The sequence below is a fragment of the Paraburkholderia sp. FW306-2-2C-D06C genome, assembly GCF_058781505.1.
Genome location: NZ_JBYSWU010000021.1, coordinates 83,386 through 103,140, shown reverse-complemented (window position 1 = coordinate 103,140; position 19,755 = coordinate 83,386). Strand labels below are relative to the sequence as shown.

Here is a 19,755-nt window from a genome sequence, read left to right as displayed (position 1 = left end):
TAAGACTCATGCTAGGGTCAATGCTGAATTACTAATAATTAAAGTTTGTTATTATGTCGATTCACGTTTGCTTATACATCGACCATGACGATGCGCAATGCGACCCTGCGGCAACTGAAGGTTTTCGAAACGGTGGCGCGCCATCTGAGCTTCTCGCGCGCGGCGGAAGAATTGCATCTGACGCAGCCCGCCGTCTCCACCCAGGTCCGGCAACTCGAGGAACACGCGGGGCTGCCGCTGTTCGAACAGCTGGGCAAAAAAATCTATCTGACGCCGGCCGGCACTGAGATGCTCCACTACAGCCGCGCGATCATGCAGCAGTTCCACGAAGTAGACGAAGCGATGGGTCAGCTCAAGGGCGTCTCCGGCGGCAAGCTGAACGTCGCGGTGATCAGCGCCGGCGACTACTTCTTTCCGCGCCTGCTGGCCGAATTCACACGACGCTATTCGGGCGTGGTGCTGAATCTTGCGGTGCACAATCGCGAGGAATTGCTGCATCAACTCGCCACTAATCAGACGGACCTCGCGGTGATGGTGCGCCCGCCGCACGAGACCGACGCGACCAACGAACCGTTCGCGCCGCACCCTTATGTGATCGTGGCGGCGCCCAAGCATCCGCTCGCGAACAAGCGCAACATCAAGATGAGCCAGTTGGCCAGCGAGGCCTTTATCGTGCGCGAACGCGGCTCGGACACGTGGAATTCGATGGAAGAGGGCTTCGCCGGCCGGCTCACCAATCTGAACATCGCGATGGAGATCAAGAGCACGGAGACGATCAAGCAGGCCGTGATCGCCGGCATGGGCATCGCGTTCCTGTCCGCGCATACCATCAGCCTCGAATTGCAGCTCGGCCATCTCGTCGTGCTCGACGTCGAGGGTTTTCCCGTCATGCTCAACTGGTATGTCGTGCATCGGAAGAACAAGCGCCTGCCGCCGGTTGCAGTCGCCTTCAAACGCTTCCTGATGGAGGAAGGCGCGAACCTGATCGAGCAGATCACACGCGTAAGGGAATTGAGCGTTTATAAGCAGTAGGCTATGGAAATCCAATAAAATTTTGACTATTGCAAATTGATCGGCACTTCTATTCTGCAAGTGAGTTCGCCACTCAGTTCTCACCCCAGCTCTCACCTCAGCTCTCACACTTGTTAGCCCAGGAGGCCGATCATGGATCACGCTTCGGTTGTGTCCCATGCCAGCACGCGCACTGCACGCGTTGCCGCGGACAATCCCGACGATGCGCATCTGAGCGCTTACAACGCCGCGTTCAGCGACCTTGGTTTGCGGTTCCGCTGGGACCGCGACACGCTCGACGTCCTCAAGGAATTCAACAGTGAAGCTGCGCGCATCACCGCGTATATCGAGCGGTTCCATGCACATCTTCACCGGGCATACGATGCCGACTTTCTCGCGCAACTGATCCTGCAAAAGAAAGTCCAGTACTACAACCAGTTCGTTCCGGCTGGCGGCGAACTGCTCTGACTCGCCATCCGCTCCGCTTGCCGTTCGGCGCGTCGGGACATTCATGCTTGACCACGCGTCACGCGCTGAGTCGAGCGGTAGCGTGCACAGGTGCGCGGATATCCGTGTTTATGACTGCCGTTACGCCAGCTACGGCCGTGCCGGTATGCGCCCGTGCGCACCATGCCCCGCGATGTCTCGCGCAGCGTCCACATTTGCTCGTCGCCACCATGCCATTCGATGCGCGCGAGCAGGCCTGGACGCGCCAGTACTAATCCGTGGCAACGTCCCGCGAATACATGAGCGACATGAGGAGCGTCGGCGCCATGACCGTTGGAATATTCCCGGCTCAGCATTAGATGCGCGCCTAACGCTGCGGCCAGCACGCTCATCGCGAGCAGCGAGGCGAGTCCGAACGGCTGCGCCTGTTCAGTGACAAAGCCGTAGCCGAGCCATCCGCACAACAGCAGCGCCAGCAGATTGACGAGGTTGTGGCCTGGACGCGATGGCGCGCCCGCGTCCTTCGTCTCCAGTAGCCCGGCCAGTTTGCAAAAGACAATCGCCGACGTCGCGAATATCAGTGCGCCGATGAATATCGCCGCATACAGTTCGACGCGCTCGACATTGGCCAGCGCCGAGGATGACGGCACCGACGTCACCGCCGACGTCACATAACGCGCAAACCCACCTGCCATCGCGGCGAACCCCGCGCTGCAGCCGAGCAGGGCAACGAGCCGGGGCCGCCGCGTCAGATCGCGCCGCCGCACGAGCCACGCGCCGAGCGCGGCGCCCGCCAGCCCAGCCGTCACCACACCGCTGCTCGCGCCGACGCCTGCCGCGAGCTGCCCGGCAAGCGCGGCAGCCAATGCCCCTGCGTGCCAATACGGCCGACGGTGAGTACGCCGTGCAAGCGGCAATTGCCCGATAGCGGCAAGCACGGCCGCCAGGCCGGCAGCCAGCAAGAAACCGGCTCCCATCCACACGGTACTGTCGGACGCTTGCAGCATGCGTGCTCCTCCGTGTTGCGATGCAATCGCATCAGGCCGAACCAGATTCGGTTCTATTCAGACCGGGGTTGCAGTGACCAACGTCACGGCCGACGCCGTCACCTCGCGCGCGGCGGTCAATGTATTGCTGAGCGTGCCGATCCCGTCGATCGTGATCGTCACCGTCGAGCCATCCTTGATCGAGCCGACGCCAACCGAGGTGCCGCATGCGATCACATCGCCGGGTTCGAGCGTCAGGTCCTGCGAAATCAGACTGACCTGCTCGGCCGGCGAAAAAACCATATCGGCGAGCGGATAGTTCTGCCGCTCCACACCGTCGAGCATCGTCACGAGATGCGCTTTGCGCCAGTCGAAACCCGAGACGATCGAGGGTCCGATACAACAGAACGTATCGAAGCCCTTCGCGCGGCACCATTGCGGAAAGTGTGGATTCTCGTTCAGCAGATCGGCCGCGGTTACATCGTTGACGAGCGTGTAGCCGAAGATCGCTCCGGCGGCCTGTTCGACGCTCGCATCGCGGCAGCGCCGCCCGATTACGATGCCGAGTTCGCCCTCGTAGGCGATCTTGCCCGCGTAGCTGAGCGGGCGCCGGATCGGTTCGCCCGAGCCGATCACCGAACCTGCCGGCTTCAGCAAGAACAGCGGATGCGCCGGCACCGGTTTGTCGAGCTTCGCGGCCAACGCGTGAAAGTTGTTCCAGAGCGCGACGATCTTGCCAGGCGCGCAAGGCGCAAGCGGCGTCAGCGCGCGGGTCGACAGCACCGCGCCGGTCGGCACGGGCCGATCGAGGCTCTCGTACTCATGCAGATAACCGCCCTCGACCCGGCCGAACACAATGCCACCGTCGCTCGACATGAACCGCATCCACGTATCCATACTTCGCTCCTTGAACGCTTTGGCGCGATCTTCTTTGCGTTCGAGTGCTGCCCAGAAAATCGCGCCGTCACCTGCTTGATGTTTCAAATCAGGCGCGACTAAATCGCGCCGGCGGTGCGCAATGCGCTGATCTGTTCGGGCGTATAGCCGAGTTCGGCCATGACCTCGTCGGTGTGTTCGCCAAGCAGAGGCGAACGCTTGACTTCGGTTGGGCTATCGGACAGTTTGATAGGATTACCAACCGTCAGATATTTGCCGCGCAACGGATGATCGACTTCGACGATCGTGCCGGTCTTGCGCAGCGACGGCTCTTCGGCGATCTCCTTCATCGACAGAATCGGGCCGCACGGAATGTCGTACTTGTTGAGGATGCCCATGGCCTCGAACTTGGTCTTGGTCATGGTCCAGCGCTCGATCTCCGCGAAGATATCCTTCAAACGCGGCAAACGTGCGGCGGGCGTCGCGTAGTCGGGATCGGTGGCCCACTCCTCCTTACCGATCACGTTGCAGATTTTCGCCCACACCGGCGCCTGGGTGATGAAGTAGATATACGCGTTCGGGTCCGTTTCCCAGCCCTTGCACTTCAGAATCCAGCCCGGCTGACCGCCACCCGATGCGTTGCCCGCGCGCGGCACGGCTTCACCGAACTTCCCGTTCGGATATTGCGGGTATTCCTTCATCACGCCGGTGCGTTCGAGCCGTTGCTGATCGCGCAGCTTCACGCGGCACAGGTTGAGCACGCCGTCCTGCATGGCCGCAAGTACGCGCTGGCCGCGACCGGTGGTTGTACGCTGATATAACGCCGTGACGATGCCGAGCGCCAGATGCAAGCCGGTGCCGCTGTCGCCGATCTGCGCGCCGCTCACCACCGGCGGGCCGTCGTCGAAGCCGGTGGTCGAAGCCGCGCCACCCGCGCATTGCGCGACGTTCTCATAGACCTTGCAGTCTTCGTAGGGACCTGGACCGAAGCCCTTCACCGATGCGACGATCATCCGCGGATTCAACTCCTGAATCCGCTCCCACGTGAAACCCATCCGGTCCAGCGCGCCCGGTGCGAAATTCTCCACCAGCACGTCGCATGTCTGGATCAGCGCTTCGAGCACCTGTTTGCCTTCCGGGTTTTTCGTATCGATCGTGACCGAGCGCTTGTTGTGATTGAGCATCGTGAAGTACAGGCTGTCCACGTCGGGGATATCGCGCAGTTGCTCACGCGTGATATCGCCCGCGCCGGCCCGCTCCACCTTGATCACGTCCGCGCCGAACCACGCGAGCAACTGCGTGCAGGTCGGCCCCGATTGCACATGCGTGAAATCGAGAATGCGCACACCGTCGAGTGCTTTGCCCATGTCGTGTCTCCTGAAGTGTGCGTGTTACCTGTACATGGTCTGGTTCTTCGTGCCCGGCGCATGTTCGCGCGGATCGACCCAGATGTTCACCACCGCCGGGCGGCCCGTGTCCTCGGCCGTCGTGCTGCCCGCGTCGGCGCTCAGGGATGAAACAACTGCAGACATGGTCGTCTCCTGGTCAATCGGTTGTGCGACGGTTATCGACGGACGCGCCCGTGTCGATGGCACCCGCCGCTGCGGGAGTCTGACCGACTTTTTTACATACAGTATGTGATATATCATATTCAATCAAGGTCGATTTCAAGATGCGTTTGCGTCTGGATTTCTGCTTTAAACCTGCTTTAGGCCTTATCCCGCCTACGTCGCAGCTGAAAACTGCCTTTCCTCTGCCTCTAAACTGAGGGAAAACACCGACTCACACTCTGCCTCGAATCATTTTGATATATCACATACCATATTTTATAGACCGTCAAGTACGGTTTATCCCGCACTGCACGGTGCGCCACCCGACCCAGCGAGGAGACAGTGAACATTCACGAATATCAGGCGAAGGCGTTGTTGCGGGACTACGGCGTGGCGACGACGGACGTCTGCGATGACAGAGAAATCTAAGATACGGCCGCATCGTCGACGAAGGCCCGAGCCGCCTTGGACTGAGGGCGTACCAGAAAATAGAATGCGACGATGTGCGTGATCATCAGCAGCGGTACGTAGATGATCGGGATCGCGTAGGTGGCGCCCAACTCCTCAGCGTGCGCAGGAAGTTCGACCTGGATGGCGTGGTAATAGTCGACGATGAGGTCGACCGTCCCCACGAGATTGAAGGCGACGACGAACAGCCAGAAGAGCGGGCGTACCCTCACCGTGAGAAGCGCCAGCATGGCCAGCACCCCGGTTGCGAAGTCGCCGTAGGCGGCGAACACGGCGAAGTCGGCGGGCAGATTGGGGCTTACGACACCCGGAAGGATAAAGACGAGCCCGAAGAAGCGGAAGCTGTGCAGAGTAGCGATGGCGCGCTGCGCTGCGACGCGGTCCATCGACCTGAGCCACGGCAGACCGTACGCGCCGAAGCAAAGCAGCCACGCGACATAGCCTAGAACAAGATGTGTTTGGAACAGGATTTCCGTGGACATTTGGCCTCCTATCAGCAGTTGGTTCACGCGGCCTCGAACACCGCGGTCAGGATGCCGGAGGACGGGGTGGCGCTTGCGGCAACCGTCACACATCAGAGCGGCAATAGTCCCGTAGCGATGATCCCCGCCCGCCATGCTTTGGCGGTGAGACGCCGTCGCTGCAACGCGGCCCAAAGCCCGAGGATCGCCAGCGTGACGACGCCTTAGCGAACGAAGAAACCGTTGACACCCAGGACGGCAACCACCTTGTCGTTCCCCGATGTCTGTGTTCTCGTCTTCGCCTACAAGCGCCGAAGGAAGTCGATCATGGCAGCGCTGACCTCCGGCGCACGTTCTTGCTCGGTCCAATGACCACAGCCCGCCAGCATCACCGCCGGCCGGAGCTTGGGAACCATTGCCGACTGCCTGGCAACAAACTGGGAATTGGCGGCGACGACAAAATCCCGGTCGCCCGCGATATACAGTGCCGGAATGGTCACCGCCGCGCCGGCAAAGGGAGCCAGCAGCTCCCAGCTGCGATCGACGTTGCGGTACCAGGCGAGGGGACCGCGGAATCCGCTCCGCGTGAATTCCGCGACATAAACATCGATGTCGGACTCCGTGACCCAAGCCGGCAAGGACGCCGGAGCGGCTAAGGAATCACCCTTCCGGGGCACCATCCCGCCAGCAAACCCGCCGCCCGCGGACGGCGGCCTGTCGCCCGAGAGCGAGTAGAGCTGCGAGCGAAATGTGCGATGCAAGTCGCGCCCGAGCGCCGCCTCCGCCTCGGGGGTCTGGAGGAAGAGCTGGTAGAACACTGCATTCTCGTTCCGCGGCATGAGCGTCGTCGGCGGCACCGAGCCGCCAAACGCCCGCGGCCGGAACGGCACGCTAAGCGCAATAACAGCACGGAAACGGTCGGGGCGCAGAAGCGCCGCTTGCCATGCTATCGTGGCGCCGACGTCGTGGCCGGCGATCACTGCCTGTTGGGCACCCAAAGCGTCGACGAGACCCACGATGTCGCCGATGTCATGGAGAATCGTATAGTTCTCCACCTCCTCCGGACGGTCACTTCGCCCATACCCACGCAGGTCGGGTGCCACCGCACGGAACCCAGCCTCCGCCAGCGCCCGGAGCTGATGCCGCCACGAATACCAGCACTCGGGAAAGCCGTGGCAGAGGATGATGAGCGGGCCTCGACCCTGCTCGGCCACGTGCAAGCGGATGCCGTTCGTCACGATCATGCGATGCGTCACCTCTGGCATCGCCGAATCCACCCAGGATGTCGGCTCAGGACCAGCCCCACCTGGCTCGGAGGCAGCGACCTTGGGCGGCTCCGCGAAAGCAGCGGCGACGGTGAGCGCGCCCGCCGCCCTGAGCAAGTCGCGTCTGGAAAACGTTGTGTCTCGCATTGCGTTGCTCCCTTGACTGTCGCGCATCTGGGGCCTCGACATCACGCGTGACTCCTGAATTTGCGACGTGACTCCGGCTTTGCAAGCTAAATGTACAACCGCTTCCCGCGCTCGACTATTCGCGATAATATCGATGAGTTATGAAGCAGAACTTCACAGTCAGGCAAGGCGCGCTCGACGGCGTAGAGGCGTTCCTGAGCGTTGCCCAGCACCGCAGTTTTCGCAAAGCGGCCGCGGAACTCGGCGTGACTCCATCGGCCATGAGCCAGACGGTACGCGCACTTGAGGCGCGCGTCGGCGCAGCGCTCTTCATACGCACAACGCGCAGTGTCGGCCTGACCGAGGCCGGCCAACGCTTCCTCGAACGCGCAAAGCCCGCCTTCGAGGAGCTCGTCGCCGCAGGCGCGGTTGCGCATGACCTTGGACAGAGGCCGACAGGACTATTGCGTTTATCGGTGCCGCGCGCGGTGGTGCCGATCCTGCTGGAGCCGCTGGTCGGATCCTTCTGCCAGGCCTATCCCGAGGTCGAGGTGGAGATCGTCGCAAGCGAGGAGCTGATCGACCTCGCGGCTGACGGGTTTGACGCCGGCATCCGGCTGGGCCAGTTCATCGCCGCCGACATGGTCGCGATACGGTTGACGCCGCCGTTCCCGTTCGTGGTCGTCAGCAGCCCAGATTATCTACGCCGGCGGAAGCGGCCGGAGCGCATCGACGATCTGCGTCAGCACGCCTGCCTACGCATGCGCCGCTCGAACGGGTCGATCGCGCCCTGGTCCTTTGTCGACGGCAACAAGACAGTCGAGGCCATCGTCTCGGGGCCGCTGATCGCCAACGACTTTCCCACCGTGCTTGGTGCGGCCATCGAAGGCATCGGTCTTGCGCAAGTGCCTGAGCCGATCGCGGCTGGACCGACAAAAGCGGGAAAACTCGTACACGTCCTGAAGCCGTTCGCGCCAATGGCGCCAGGTGTATTTCTCTACTATCCCGGCCGCCATCAAATGATGCCGAAGCTGCGAGCCTTCATCGATCACATGAAGAGCCGCTCGGACACTGCGGACAAAACCTGAATTCACATTGGTGATATCTGACGGGCGAGAAGCCGGTATCGGCCGAACTGGTCGAGTCGGTTTCAGCAACGCTCAGGCAGGCGTCAATCCAGAAAATCGCAATTCGCCTCGACAAACGCAGCGAGATCGAGCGAGTGCTGACGCACGAGCCGCTCGGCCAGTTCGGTATCGCGCTGCTCCAGCGCCTCGATGATGCGCAGGTGATCGACGATGGAACGCGACGCGCGGTCGCTCTGCGAAATGGTCATGCGGCGAATCGCCCGCACGTGGATAAAGATGTTCTTGATCGTGTCGAGGATGATCTGCGACTTCGACAACTCGACGATCGCCTGGTGAAACGCAATGTTGGCGTCGGAATATTCGGCGATGTGCTCGGCCGGCGTCGCGTCGCGGAAATTGTCGAACATGTGGCGCAGCCGGGCGATTTCCTCGTCCGTAGCGTGCAGCGTAGCGAGACGCGCCGCCATGCTTTCGAGCGCGGCCCACATCTGGATCATCTCGACGATTTCGCGTTTGCTCTTGCGCACGATATAGATACCGCGGCGCGGCACCATGCGCAAAAAACCTTCCTGCTCGAGCAGCGTCATCGCCTCGCGCACCGGCGTGCGGCTCACGCCGAGCGACTCGCTCAGCACGCGTTCGTCAAGGCGAATCTCTTCGCGAGTCTGGTAGATATCCGCGTCGGCAATGGCCTGGCGGAGCATCGCATACGCCTGATCGCGCAAGCTCGCGCTTGCGCCGATCGGCTGCAGTGACAACGTCAACGGTATGGCCACTGCTTCAGTTTGAAGTTCTGACGACATTCATCGCCTCTTGTTGAACATGCGCACGGTACGGCGCCGCCGCTGCAAACCCACCACCTTGTTCGCCGAGGCCGATGAACCGGCCATGTTGCGCTGCAAGCTGCGCAACCGGCTGCGGAATCCAACGAGTCAGCAGAACCGTGGCGGCGGAGCCAAGACCAACGACAGCAACGGCAAGCAGCGAGAGAGGAACAAGTTCCATTTGTAACTCCGGATGATTGAGTGATGAGATGACTCAATCATATGCTGCAACGCCGCATAAATCAATATTCTGTATGTAGTATATCAATCACTGTTGTTTTCAGGATTGCATCCTTACGGTAGCACGGGCGAGCCGCGGACGGTTCACTGCTTATCAAGATGGGTGGAGGCTTGGTGTAAACGCGCAAAACGCGCGCTATTCGCGCAGACGCGATCGCTGATCGCGCAAATTGCATCGAATGAGGATTGTGAGATCAGCAACGCATCATTAACCTTCGGAAATCCTGCAACGGGTCGTAGAATCCGGCGCTCAGCGTCAGCCGCACCGCCCAGACAGCAGTCAGAGAGTCCGAAGGAGACACCGTCATGACTATTGCAATCCCAACCACGGCATTGGCCGACAACCGCACGGCGCGTAGCCGGGCACGCAAAGCGGCGCTCGGCAGCTTTGTCGGCGCGGTGGTCGACTGGTACGACTTTCTTCTGTACGGCATTGTTGCCGCGCTTGTCTTCAATTCCGAGTTCTTCCCGAAGGTCAGCCCGGCAATGGGCACGCTCGCCGCGTTCGCCACGTTCGGCGTCGGCTTCCTGTTCCGCCCGCTCGGCGGCTTCGTGTTCGGCCACTACGGCGACCGGCTCGGCCGCAAGCGGATGCTGGTGCTCACCGTGATGATGATGGGTCTGTCCACCGCGGCGATCGGTCTGCTGCCCGGCTTCTCCAGCATCGGCTGGTGGGCGCCGGTGCTGCTCGTGACGTTGCGTGCGATCCAGGGCTTCGCGGTCGGCGGCGAATGGGGCGGCGCGGCGCTGATGGCGGTCGAGAGCGCACCGGAGAAGAAGAAGGCGTTCTACAGCAGCGGCGTGCAGGTCGGCTACGGCGTGGGCCTCGTGCTCTCGACCGGACTGGTCGCGATCATCAGCCGTTCGATGGACAACGCGTCGTTCCTGAGCTGGGGCTGGCGTCTGCCGTTTCTGTTCAGCGTCGTGCTGGTGCTGATCGCGCTGTGGATCCGCTCGAGCATGGAGGAGTCGCAGGAGTTCGTCGAGAAAGTCGGCGAGCACGGTGAACGCAGCGTCCGGCTGCCGATCGTCGAAGCCCTGCTGCGGCATCCGAAGGCGTTTCTGCTGATCATCGCGCTGCGCCTCGCCGAGTTGTTCACGATGTATATCGTGACCGCGTTCGCGCTGAACTACTCGACGGCGAATCTGCACATGCCGCGCGAGTTCTTTCTGTCGATCGGTCTGCTGGTCGGCGCAGTGAGCTGCGTGACGATTCCGTGCTTTGCGTGGCTCGCAGACCGCTTCGGCCGGCGGCGCGTGTATATCGTCGGCGCGCTGGTCGGCATGTTCAGCGCGGTGCCGTTCTTCCTTGCGCTGGACGCGCGCTCGACGGTATGGATCGTGGTTTTCGCCGTGATGCTCGCCAACGTCGCGCACGACATGGTGGTCAGCGTGCAGCAGCCGATGTTCACCGAACTGTTCGGCACCGAGTACCGCTACAGCGGCGCAGGTGTCGGTTACCAGGTGGCGAGCGTGGTCGGCGGCGGCTTCACGCCGTTTATCGCGGTGGCGCTGGTCAGCTTTGCCGGTGGCTCGTGGCATCCGGTGGCGGCTTATCTGGCGATCGGCTGTCTGATCTCGGTACTGGTGGCGGCAAAAATGAAGACCGGGCGCACGCTCGCCTGATTCTCGCCAACGGCTGCTGTTGCGCGGGCCGGCGTGGCAAGGTTGCCACTGCCGGCCCGCTTTGTTTTTGGCGCATGGTTTCTTGTGGCGGAGATTTTTCTTTCGCCGCCTTACCTTCTTGCCGGTTCCGGCCTTCCCTTTGCGTTCCATTCGGCGGCTCCCCCGGCGAATTCGCCACGTACTGCCGCAATCCGAGATGACGGGCGCATTTCGTCAGACCTAATACTTATGCATTTTCATCTCATATTGCAAAGCAAAACTTCCCAATCTATCGTTCCGCCGAGCAGTGTTTGTTGTAAATGTGTGCGCCTCATATGAAATTAGAGAGCATATATTCGGCGACGGATACCTGCGATTTTTACACCGTGACATCTCAAGCATTTGTTCCACGCGCCGATAACAAAGAATTCGTCTACGGAGACCGACCATGAGTAGCATCACTGAGCCGAGCGGCAATCAAGGCTCTGCCCCCTTCTTTTCCAAGCAGGCCACCGTCGCGAAACCGGGCTTCTCGCGCTGGATGGTTCCGCCCGCGGCGCTCGCCGTCCACCTCTGTATCGGCCAGGCGTATGCCTTTTCAGTGTTCAATGGTCCGCTGACCAAAGTGATCGGCATTACGCAGTCCGCGGCGGACGATTGGTCGCTGACTTCGCTCGGCTGGATTTTTTCGCTGGCGATCGTGTTTCTCGGTTTATCTGCGGCGTTTGCCGGCAAGTGGCTCGAACACGTCGGTCCGCGCCGCACGATGTTCACCGCGGCATGCTGCTTCGGCGGCGGCTTTCTGGTGTCCGCGCTCGGCGTGCATCTGCATCAGATCGCGTTGCTGTATCTCGGCTACGGCGTGATCGGCGGCATCGGGCTCGGCCTCGGCTATGTCTCGCCGGTGTCGACGCTGATCCGCTGGTTCCCGGACCGCCGCGGCATGGCGACCGGCATGGCGATCATGGGTTTCGGCGGCGGCGCGATGATTGCCGCGCCACTCTCCGTGGCGCTGATGAACCACTTCCGCAGCGCGACCAGCGTCGGCGTGGCCGAGACCTTTGTCGTGCTCGGCATCGCGTATTTCATCTCGATGTCGATCGGCGCGCTGGCCATCCGCGTGCCACCGGCCGATTGGAAACCCGCCGGCTGGACGCCGAGCGCGACCAATCAGAAGAAGATGATTTCGCGCAACCACGTGCATATCGACCAGGCGCTGAAGACGCCGCAGTTCTATCTGATCTGGCTGGTGCTGTTCCTGAATGTGACGGCCGGCATCGGCATTCTCGGCCAGGCTTCGGTGATGATTCAGGAGAGCTTCAAGGACACCGTGACGGCAGCCGCGGCGGCCGGTTTCGTCGGCCTGCTGTCGCTGTTCAACATGGGCGGCCGTTTTGTGTGGGCTTCGGCTTCGGACTGGATCGGCCGCAAGAACACCTACTTCATCTTCTTCGTGCTTGGCGCCGTGCTGTATTACCTCGTGCCGGGTTTCGCCGCTTCCGGCCAGATCGCACTGTTCGTGCTCGCCTATTGCGTGATCCTGTCGATGTACGGCGGCGGTTTCTCGACAGTGCCGGCGTATCTCGCCGACATGTTCGGCACGGCGTTCGTCGGCGGCATTCACGGCCGCCTGTTGACCGCATGGGCCGCGGCGGGCGTCGCAGGTCCGGTGCTGGTGAATTACATCCGCGCCTATGAAGTCGCGCACGGCGTCGCCAAAGCGGACGCCTACACGATGACGGTTCACATCATGGCCGTGCTGCTGGTGGTCGGCTTCGTCTGCAATCTGCTGATCAGGCGCGTGGACGACAAGCACCACATGACCGATGCACAACTCGCCAAAGGCGCCTAAGGAGACTCGCATGTCGACCATTCAAGCCGTTCATCCGACCAACAAGGTCAAACTCGCCGTCTTCTGGCTGTACGTGACGCTTCCGCTGGCGTGGGGCGTGGTGAATACCCTCTCGCAAGCGATGAAGCTGTTCAAGTAAGCGTTTGAACGACACCCCGCGCGATGCTATGTGCGGGGTGCCGAAGTGGTTATCCGGCTGCGTTTTCCCGACGCGGCACCCTCCCCCGCCAGACTGCCACCGGTACGCCGCACCGGCGCCGAGCTCTGCAACGGACCACAAGCGGACCCACGGCGGACCCACTGCGTGCCCGCGCCGGACGCCCGGCGGCCGGCGAGGCCTCGCCGCCGCACGAGCCCGACGCGGCTACGTGGCCCAGCCCGCCTAGATCTTCTCGAACAGCACTTCCTGCGCGCCTTCCCATAGCACCTTGGTGCCGAGTTCACGCAGCTTCTCTTTCCCTTCGACGATGGTCAGGAAGTGATTGCCCGCGAGCTGACCCAGCTTGCTTGCGAAGCAGCACGAGCCGTACGCGAGGATGATCTCCGTTTCGCTGTAGCCGCCCGGGTAGAACAGGATGTCGCCGACCGACGGGTGGCTCGTGTGATTCTCGAAACCGACCGCCGCGCCGTCGTTCTCGAGCTTGAAGTCGCCGAGGGGCACCCAGCAGCCCTCGCCGCTCCAGCGCACATGGATGATCTTCTGGCGGTACGGCAGCAGCTTCAGGAAGGCGGCCACGGTTTGCGGCGCGTCCGGATGGGTTTCGGCGGTAAATACATGGCCGCATGAGGTGATTCGAAGTCGGGTCATCGCTAGGTATCCGGTATGACGGGTTGAATGGAATGGTCGGTTAGACGCCGGTCAGGTCAAGCCGCTGGCGCGATATTCTGTCGGCCGTTGCGTGGCTTCGACAGGTACAGTTGCCGCGCATCCGGTCAGGCCAGTTGAAAAAGAGCACCCAAGCAGCATCGAGGCCAGCCGTCGCCATTTCTCTCTTCGCATGCGCCCCGAAAGTTCGTAGTTTGCAAGCCGCGCAATGAGCAGCACACTGCGCAAGTTGCGTGTTTGCCGCCATGGCGGCTCATCGGACTTTCCACTCGATGATCCGCCGCGACCGTTGGCGATACGTTGCGCGCAGCGTGCCGATCGCGGTGGCCGGTAATCGGCCGGTAATCTATTCCCGCACCGCACAAGGTCCACGCGAACGGGCACGCGCACAGTGCCGGCCGCGACTGCCGCGGCGCGGCCGGCTTGCGGTCACGAACCATCATCCAGCCGCGAGCCGCGCAAACCTCGGATCAGCCGCGCAACCGGTAAGCAAGCGGCGTCACGCCATAGCCACGCTTGAACTGCACGGAGAAATGACTGGCATTCTCGAAACCAACCGCAAGCGCAATGTGCAGCACCGTCTGATCGGTAGCGCGCAGCAGCCTCGCAGCTTCCTCGAGCCGCAGGCGCGTAACGAACTGATGTGGCGTTTCGCCGGTCTCGCGGCGGAACACGCGCGCGAAGTGAAAACTGCTGAGCCCGGCATGCGCGGCCAGTTCGCTGATCGCCAGATCGGCGGCAAGATTGGCCCGCACGTAGTCGATCACGCGGCGAATGCGACGCGGCACCAGCCGCTCCGGACCCGCCGCGGGGCCTGCTGAACCGTTGTTGCGGCCGCGCGAATAATGTTGCAGCAGATGCGCGGCGAGCGCATGAGCCAACGCGTCGACGTAAAGACGTGAGTCGGCCGGATCGCTGGCAGCGCGATGCAATGCAGCGAGCATCGCCGCGATCAGCGGATCGTGAAACTGCATCGCGTCGCCCAGCGACAGCTCGCGTGAGCCGCCCAGTTCCATCTGGTCGGCGACGCTGTCGATCAGGCTTCGCTCCATGTGCAGATGGACGGTCGACAACGGCTCGTCGCTGATCGAACGCCAGCGCCAGGAGATCGGCACGGGCGGCACGAACCAGACGTCGCCCACCCGCAGGTCGGCACTTTCCCAGCGGCCGTCGAGGTTGCGCTCGAGGTGTTCGGCGCCGCTGCCGAGAGTCATCAGCGTGAGGTCCTGTAAGCCGGGCGCCTCCAGCAGTTCCTGCTCGGTCGGTTCGAGATACGAGCGCAGCACCAGGTTCCGCCACGGCCGGTCGACGCTCGACACAAGTTTCTGGCCCGCCATATAGCGATCGTAGGCGAGCGTTGTTGTCAGCTTTGGAATTCTTGCCATCGCGTCTCCTGGAACATGCCGCATGCAGATGGGAAACCCAGCGGGCTCGCGCCCGCCCACAAGCGGTCAGCGCAAGATCTCAAAAATGATAGCAAGGAACCTGCTACCGTAATATTTGGAAATAGTTAATCATTCAGGTCGTCGTCCATCACGCGTTTCGAACGCCGGAGCTACCGTTTCATGGAACACGAATGCGATACGCTGCCGCATTGGCTGACCGGCTCGCCGCAAGGCGAAGCCGGCCGGGCGTCGGCAACTTACAACTCAGCGGTTTCCGCACAATCGGCTTACCAGGCCGACGCGCGGCAACCGGCGAAATCAGCCCACGCGGCTGAAGCAACCAGGGCGGCAGTCCGCACGGCTTCGTCAGGCATGGCGCCAGCGGGCTTTCTCACGCTCTTCACCGAGGAGGAAATCGGCACGCCCTCGCCTGCCACGCGGCGGGCCACGCCCGTCATCAGTCCGCTGGTCCGTTTTGGCAGTGCGCAGGACCGCATCGAATTCGTACGGCAGCGCATCAAACAACTCGGCTTCGACTCGTTCAGCTATACGGCCACGCGCACCACCGCGCATCACAAGACGATGTTCGTGCTGACCAGCTACGAGTCGCAGGCGTGGCTCACGCGTTACTTCCGCGAGCGCTATTTCGAGCTCGATCCGCGTGTCGCGCTGGCCTCGCCGACCGGGCTGCCGTTCCTGTGGAATACAGCCGACATGCGCGCCGACTTGCCGCGTGCGCAAATGCGCAGCGAGCGGCTCTGCGGCCTGATCGACATGCTGGAGGCGACCGGCCGCAAAAGCGGAATTCTCACGCAGATGCCGCTGCCCGAGCCGGAACTGAGCGCGAGCCTGTGCTTCAATTCGGAGATCGCCAATCCGCGCTGGATGACAGAATCGATCGCGGCCGAGACGCTGATGTTCGCGCACACGATCCACGAATTCATCTGGACGCATGCGAAAAGCGTGATCGGCATTGCGCCCGCGCAGCAGCAGCGCGTTGCGCTGAGTGACTTGCAGCATGCGGTGCTGAAGGCGGTCGTGCAGGGACAGCGCGACAAGGAAATCGCCTACTTCCTCGGGCTGTCGCCGCACAACGTCGACTACCACCTGCGTCGGCTGCGGCAATTGTTCAAGGTGCGCAACCGTGTGCAGTTGATCAACGTCGCGCAGGGGTATGTGTCGTAATGGCTATCGGCATCCGTGGTTTGGATGCCGATCAGCGGATGATCGGCGAACGTGTTGCGCACGGCAGGTAGCAAGCGTCAGGACTTGAGACGATAGCCCGTCTTGAAGATCCACGCGACGATCGCGAGAAACACCGCAAGAAACACCGCGGTCATTCCAAGGCTCACGCCGACGTTCACGTCGGCGATCCCATAAAAGCTCCAGCGAAACCCGCTGACCAGATAGACGATCGGATTGAACAGCGTCACGACCTTCCAGAACGGCGGCAACATGTTGACCGCATAGAAACTGCCGCCGAGAAAGGTCAGCGGCGTGATGATCAGGAGCGGCACGAGTTGCAGCTTCTCGAAGCTATCGGCCCAGATGCCGATGATGAAACCGAACAGACTGAACGTCACCGCGGTGAGCACGAGAAACAGAATCATCCAGAACGGGTGCTGCACCTGCAACGGCACGAACAGTCCCGCGGTCGCGAGAATGATCAGGCCGAGCAGAATCGACTTGGTCGCCGCCGCGCCCACATAGCTCACGACGATCTCGAGATACGAAACCGGCGCCGACAGCAGCTCGTAGATCGTCCCCGTGAAGCGCGGAAAGTAAATCCCGAACGAAGCATTCGAAATGCTTTGCGACAGCAGCGACAACATGATCAAACCCGGCACGATGAACGCGCCGTAACTGATGCCGTCCACTTCCTTGATGCGCGAGCCGATCGCCGCGCCGAACACGACGAAGTAAAGCGAAGTGGAAATCACCGGCGCGATGATGCTCTGCATCAGCGTGCGCCACGTGCGCGCCATTTCGAACTTGTAGATCGCGCGAATTGCGTAGAGATTCATTGGTCACCTCGGAGCAGACTGACGAAAATGTCTTCGAGCGAACTTTGCGTGGTATGCAGGTCCTTGAAACGGATGCCGGCATCATCGAGCGCCTTGAGCAGCGCGATGATGTCGGTGCGGCCGCCGTCGCCTTCATAGGTGTAGATCAGCTCGTTGCCGCCCGTCGCGACATCCAGTCCATACTGAACGAGTGCCGGCGGCACCTGCTCGAGCGGGTTGTCCAGTTGCAATGTCAACTGCTTCTTGCCGAGCTTGCGCATCAGCTCCGTCTTCTCTTCGACCAGCATGATCTCGCCCGCGTTGATCACGCCGATGCGGTCGGCCATTTCCTCGGCTTCGTCGATATAGTGCGTGGTGAGGATGATCGTCACGCCGCTCGCGGCGAGCGAGCGCACCAGCTTCCACATGTCGCGCCGCAATTCGACGTCCACGCCCGCGGTGGGTTCGTCGAGAAACAGCACGCGCGGTTCGTGCGAGAGCGCCTTCGCAATCAGCACGCGCCGCTTCATGCCGCCCGACAGCGTAATGATCTTGCTATTGCGCTTTTCCCACAGCGACAGATCCCGCAAGACCTTTTCGATGTAAGCGGGGTTTTTCGGTTTGCCGAACAGTCCACGGCTGAATGAAACGGTCGCCCAGACGGTTTCGAACGAGTCGGTAGTGAGTTCCTGCGGCACCAGCCCGATCAGCGACCGCGCGCGACGGTAGTCGGCCGCGATGTCGTGGCCGTCCACCGTCACATTGCCTTCGCTTGCGTTGACGATGCCGCAGATAATGCTGATCAGCGTGGTTTTGCCCGCGCCGTTCGGGCCGAGCAAGGCGAAGATTTCGCCGCGGCGGATAGCCAGATTGATGTTTTTGAGTGCATGAAAACCCGTAGCATAGGTTTTTGAAAGATTCGTAACCGCGACGATTGGCTGCATGGATTCGACGATGGCAGACACCGGTATTGGATTGGAAGGAGGCGGTGCGAATGCGCGACCGCACCCGCAATGTAAATGAAAGAACGAAAGCGTGCAGCGCGCCGTTCTTTGACGTCAAGAACGCGCGGGCTTCGCTTACGCCGCCATCACGGTTCAGCGCACACGAAACTGCTGGCGAGATTCAGATTGCCCTTGCCCCCATAACGTGGAAACAGCGGGTAGCGGCACAACGGCCGGGAGCGCCCATTGGTGGCCGCCGCAATGTCGGTCGCGGTCAGCGTTTCGGGCGATACGCCACGCGTCACCCAGTTGTCGAGCGCGCCGAGCAGGTCCACCGACGGAATGAACACGCCGCTGCCGTGCTGGAAACCCGGCACCATATAAAGCCGCATGAACGCGTTGACCTGGTCGATGCCGAAGCGGTCGATCAGCGCTTCGTAGTAGGCGATCGTCTGGTTCGGGCTGATGACTTCATCGGCAAGGCCATGCAGCGTGATGAGCTTGCCGCCGCGTGCGATGTAGCGCGTCAGATCGGTGTTCATCGCGCCGATCGTCTGCGACAGCGCGACCAGCTGGGCGCGATATTTGCCCGGACGTTGCGGGTCGAAGCTGAGCGAGTCGAAGCTCGCGTCGCGCGCGACGAAATAGCGGATGTAGCCGTCGCCCTGAGCGAACAGGTAGCCGTCGGCGAAGAAGGTCGGCACCGGCTGCCGCTCGGGTTGATGCCCGAGCCCGAGCGTGCCGGTCAGATGCGTGCCCTGAAAGATGTTGTAGCCTTGATAACCGCTGACGTCCCGCGCCAGCCGGTATGGCAACGACAGACCGTCGCGCATCACGAGCAAGGTGGATAGCTGCGCAGCGGTGAGGCATTCGTCGTGCGACGGCCTATGCCCGGCGCAACGCAATGAAGCGATGATTTCCGCTTCGTGCTGGCGGCATGCGGCGACGTCGCTGACGATGCCGTCCGCCGCGCCGTCGAGCCGGTCACAAACCGCCAGCGTGCGTTGATACACGCGTTCGAGCAACAACGGCGGGATATAGCCGCCGCGCGTGGCGTATTCGGCCTGGCCGAGTTTCACGCCGAGCAGGCGCACGCCGGAAAAATTGAGCGCGGGCGAATTGGCGATCACGCCGTCGTAGTCGTCCGGAAAGCGCTGCATCACCGTGTAGCCTTCGCGCCCGCCGGTCGAACCGCCGGCGAAGTACATCCGTTGGGGCGGCCGTCCGTAAGCGCGCGCGATGAGTGCAAGCGCCGCGTCATGTGTTTTCTTCAGATGCGCATAGCCGAAATTCGTCACGGCCTCATCGACCAGCCCGAAGATCGCGAGCGACGAATCGCCCACGTGTCCCGAGTCGTCGCCGAAGGTCGCATAGCCTTGCGCGAGCGGCGCGCGATCCGGCGAAAACGGCATCACGCCAGTGCCGCTGACCACCACGCCGTTGTACCCGCCGCCGCCGATCTGCAGCGCGCGGCCATTCCAGCGGCGCGGCAGATTCAGGTCGAAACGGATATCGGGCGTGCTCGCGTTGAGCCCTTTGATGCGGCCGGTGATACGGCAAGATTCGCCGCCTTGCTGATTGCCGGGCGCGGTCGCGCCCACCATCGCCGCGCTTTCGATCTGCACGCCGGCAGTGGGCATGGCGATGAGTTCCGGCGGCAACACGGCGCCGGCGAATTCCGCACAACGCATCGCGAGCGGTGCGTCCTTGGGCGCGCCGAGCGCCTCGACGGCGCTCAGCCATAGCATCGCGCTGACAGCCGTGACGACCGCGTGTGAAACTCGTGTGCGCATGCGGC

General features: G+C 62.1%; 20 protein-coding genes. 7 read left to right on the top strand and 13 right to left on the bottom strand.

Annotated elements, in window-relative coordinates:
• Window positions 1-84: 84 nt before the first annotated feature.
• Window positions 85-1,032 (top strand): LysR family transcriptional regulator, encoded by a 948-nt coding sequence (locus tag AC3WLT_RS17980; RefSeq protein ID WP_492593044.1) that lies wholly within the window; start codon window positions 85-87, stop codon window positions 1,030-1,032.
• A gap of 132 nt (window positions 1,033-1,164) precedes the next feature.
• On the top strand, window positions 1,165-1,479 hold the full coding sequence (locus AC3WLT_RS17975; protein ID WP_492593043.1) for an HAD family hydrolase: 315 nt from the start codon (window positions 1,165-1,167) through the stop codon (window positions 1,477-1,479).
• Between the two features lie 41 nt (window positions 1,480-1,520).
• Here the strand turns inward: AC3WLT_RS17975 and AC3WLT_RS17970 are convergent, their stop codons facing one another.
• The 6 genes from AC3WLT_RS17970 to AC3WLT_RS17945 form a co-directional block, all read right to left on the bottom strand.
• Window positions 1,521-2,465, bottom strand: a complete 945-nt coding sequence (locus AC3WLT_RS17970; RefSeq protein ID WP_492593042.1) for an NAD(P)(+) transhydrogenase (Re/Si-specific) subunit beta — start codon at window positions 2,463-2,465, stop codon at window positions 1,521-1,523.
• A gap of 57 nt (window positions 2,466-2,522) precedes the next feature.
• A complete protein-coding gene (locus AC3WLT_RS17965) occupies window positions 2,523-3,341 on the bottom strand; it encodes a fumarylacetoacetate hydrolase family protein (protein ID WP_492593041.1) in 819 nt (272 codons plus the stop codon).
• A gap of 98 nt (window positions 3,342-3,439) precedes the next feature.
• On the bottom strand, window positions 3,440-4,687 hold the full coding sequence (frc, locus tag AC3WLT_RS17960; RefSeq protein WP_492593040.1) for a formyl-CoA transferase: 1,248 nt from the start codon (window positions 4,685-4,687) through the stop codon (window positions 3,440-3,442).
• A gap of 24 nt (window positions 4,688-4,711) precedes the next feature.
• Entirely contained in the window at window positions 4,712-4,852 is a 141-nt protein-coding gene (locus AC3WLT_RS17955) for a hypothetical protein (RefSeq protein WP_492593064.1), read from the bottom strand.
• A gap of 443 nt (window positions 4,853-5,295) precedes the next feature.
• Entirely contained in the window at window positions 5,296-5,820 is a 525-nt protein-coding gene (locus AC3WLT_RS17950) for a DUF8737 domain-containing protein (RefSeq protein ID WP_492593039.1), read from the bottom strand.
• A gap of 281 nt (window positions 5,821-6,101) precedes the next feature.
• The gene (locus tag AC3WLT_RS17945; RefSeq protein ID WP_492593038.1) at window positions 6,102-7,043 is read right to left on the bottom strand and encodes an alpha/beta fold hydrolase; all 942 of its coding nucleotides are present in this window, start codon (window positions 7,041-7,043) and stop codon (window positions 6,102-6,104) included.
• A 308-nt stretch (window positions 7,044-7,351) separates the two neighbouring features.
• On the opposite strand from AC3WLT_RS17945, the gene AC3WLT_RS17940 reads away from it, so the two are divergent.
• Window positions 7,352-8,278 carry a LysR family transcriptional regulator gene (locus AC3WLT_RS17940; RefSeq protein WP_492593037.1) on the top strand — a complete coding sequence of 309 codons (927 nt, stop codon included), beginning with the start codon at window positions 7,352-7,354 and terminating at the stop codon, window positions 8,276-8,278.
• 83 nt (window positions 8,279-8,361) lie between these two features.
• Here AC3WLT_RS17940 and AC3WLT_RS17935 read toward each other — a convergent pair whose 3' ends face one another.
• Both AC3WLT_RS17935 and AC3WLT_RS17930 read right to left on the bottom strand, forming a co-directional pair.
• The gene (locus AC3WLT_RS17935) at window positions 8,362-9,081 is read right to left on the bottom strand and encodes a GntR family transcriptional regulator (RefSeq protein ID WP_492593036.1); all 720 of its coding nucleotides are present in this window, start codon (window positions 9,079-9,081) and stop codon (window positions 8,362-8,364) included.
• Window positions 9,059-9,283, bottom strand: coding sequence for a hypothetical protein (locus tag AC3WLT_RS17930; protein ID WP_492593035.1), 225 nt, complete (start codon window positions 9,281-9,283; stop codon window positions 9,059-9,061). Before AC3WLT_RS17930 ends, AC3WLT_RS17935 begins: the two co-directional genes overlap by 23 nt.
• A gap of 365 nt (window positions 9,284-9,648) precedes the next feature.
• Here AC3WLT_RS17930 and shiA point away from each other — a divergent pair, with 365 nt between their 5' ends.
• The 3 genes from shiA to AC3WLT_RS17915 all read left to right on the top strand — a co-directional run bounded on the left by shiA (window position 9,649) and on the right by AC3WLT_RS17915 (window position 12,938).
• Complete coding sequence (gene shiA, locus AC3WLT_RS17925; protein WP_492593034.1) at window positions 9,649-10,968, top strand: shikimate transporter; 1,320 nt, start codon at window positions 9,649-9,651, stop codon at window positions 10,966-10,968.
• A 427-nt stretch (window positions 10,969-11,395) separates the two neighbouring features.
• Entirely contained in the window at window positions 11,396-12,799 is a 1,404-nt protein-coding gene (locus tag AC3WLT_RS17920) for an L-lactate MFS transporter (protein ID WP_492593033.1), read from the top strand.
• 10 nt (window positions 12,800-12,809) lie between these two features.
• The gene (locus AC3WLT_RS17915) at window positions 12,810-12,938 is read left to right on the top strand and encodes an MFS transporter small subunit (protein ID WP_074288242.1); all 129 of its coding nucleotides are present in this window, start codon (window positions 12,810-12,812) and stop codon (window positions 12,936-12,938) included.
• Between the two features lie 243 nt (window positions 12,939-13,181).
• Here the strand turns inward: AC3WLT_RS17915 and AC3WLT_RS17910 are convergent, their stop codons facing one another.
• Window positions 13,182-13,607, bottom strand: coding sequence for a DUF3830 family protein (locus tag AC3WLT_RS17910; RefSeq protein WP_325042798.1), 426 nt, complete (start codon window positions 13,605-13,607; stop codon window positions 13,182-13,184).
• A gap of 488 nt (window positions 13,608-14,095) precedes the next feature.
• Window positions 14,096-15,010 carry a helix-turn-helix domain-containing protein gene (locus AC3WLT_RS17905; protein ID WP_492593032.1) on the bottom strand — a complete coding sequence of 305 codons (915 nt, stop codon included), beginning with the start codon at window positions 15,008-15,010 and terminating at the stop codon, window positions 14,096-14,098.
• Between the two features lie 180 nt (window positions 15,011-15,190).
• Here AC3WLT_RS17905 and AC3WLT_RS17900 point away from each other — a divergent pair, with 180 nt between their 5' ends.
• Entirely contained in the window at window positions 15,191-16,195 is a 1,005-nt protein-coding gene (locus AC3WLT_RS17900) for a helix-turn-helix transcriptional regulator (protein ID WP_492593031.1), read from the top strand.
• A gap of 77 nt (window positions 16,196-16,272) precedes the next feature.
• On the opposite strand, the gene AC3WLT_RS17895 is transcribed toward AC3WLT_RS17900, so the two are convergent.
• The 3 genes from AC3WLT_RS17895 to AC3WLT_RS17885 all read right to left on the bottom strand — a co-directional run bounded on the left by AC3WLT_RS17895 (window position 16,273) and on the right by AC3WLT_RS17885 (window position 19,750).
• Window positions 16,273-17,034 carry an ABC transporter permease gene (locus AC3WLT_RS17895; RefSeq protein ID WP_341316213.1) on the bottom strand — a complete coding sequence of 254 codons (762 nt, stop codon included), beginning with the start codon at window positions 17,032-17,034 and terminating at the stop codon, window positions 16,273-16,275.
• On the bottom strand, window positions 17,031-17,957 hold the full coding sequence (locus AC3WLT_RS17890) for an ABC transporter ATP-binding protein (RefSeq protein WP_492593030.1): 927 nt from the start codon (window positions 17,955-17,957) through the stop codon (window positions 17,031-17,033). Before AC3WLT_RS17890 ends, AC3WLT_RS17895 begins: the two co-directional genes overlap by 4 nt.
• A 146-nt stretch (window positions 17,958-18,103) precedes the next feature.
• On the bottom strand, window positions 18,104-19,750 hold the full coding sequence (locus AC3WLT_RS17885; RefSeq protein WP_492593029.1) for a tannase/feruloyl esterase family alpha/beta hydrolase: 1,647 nt from the start codon (window positions 19,748-19,750) through the stop codon (window positions 18,104-18,106).
• Window positions 19,751-19,755: the final 5 nt, after the last annotated feature.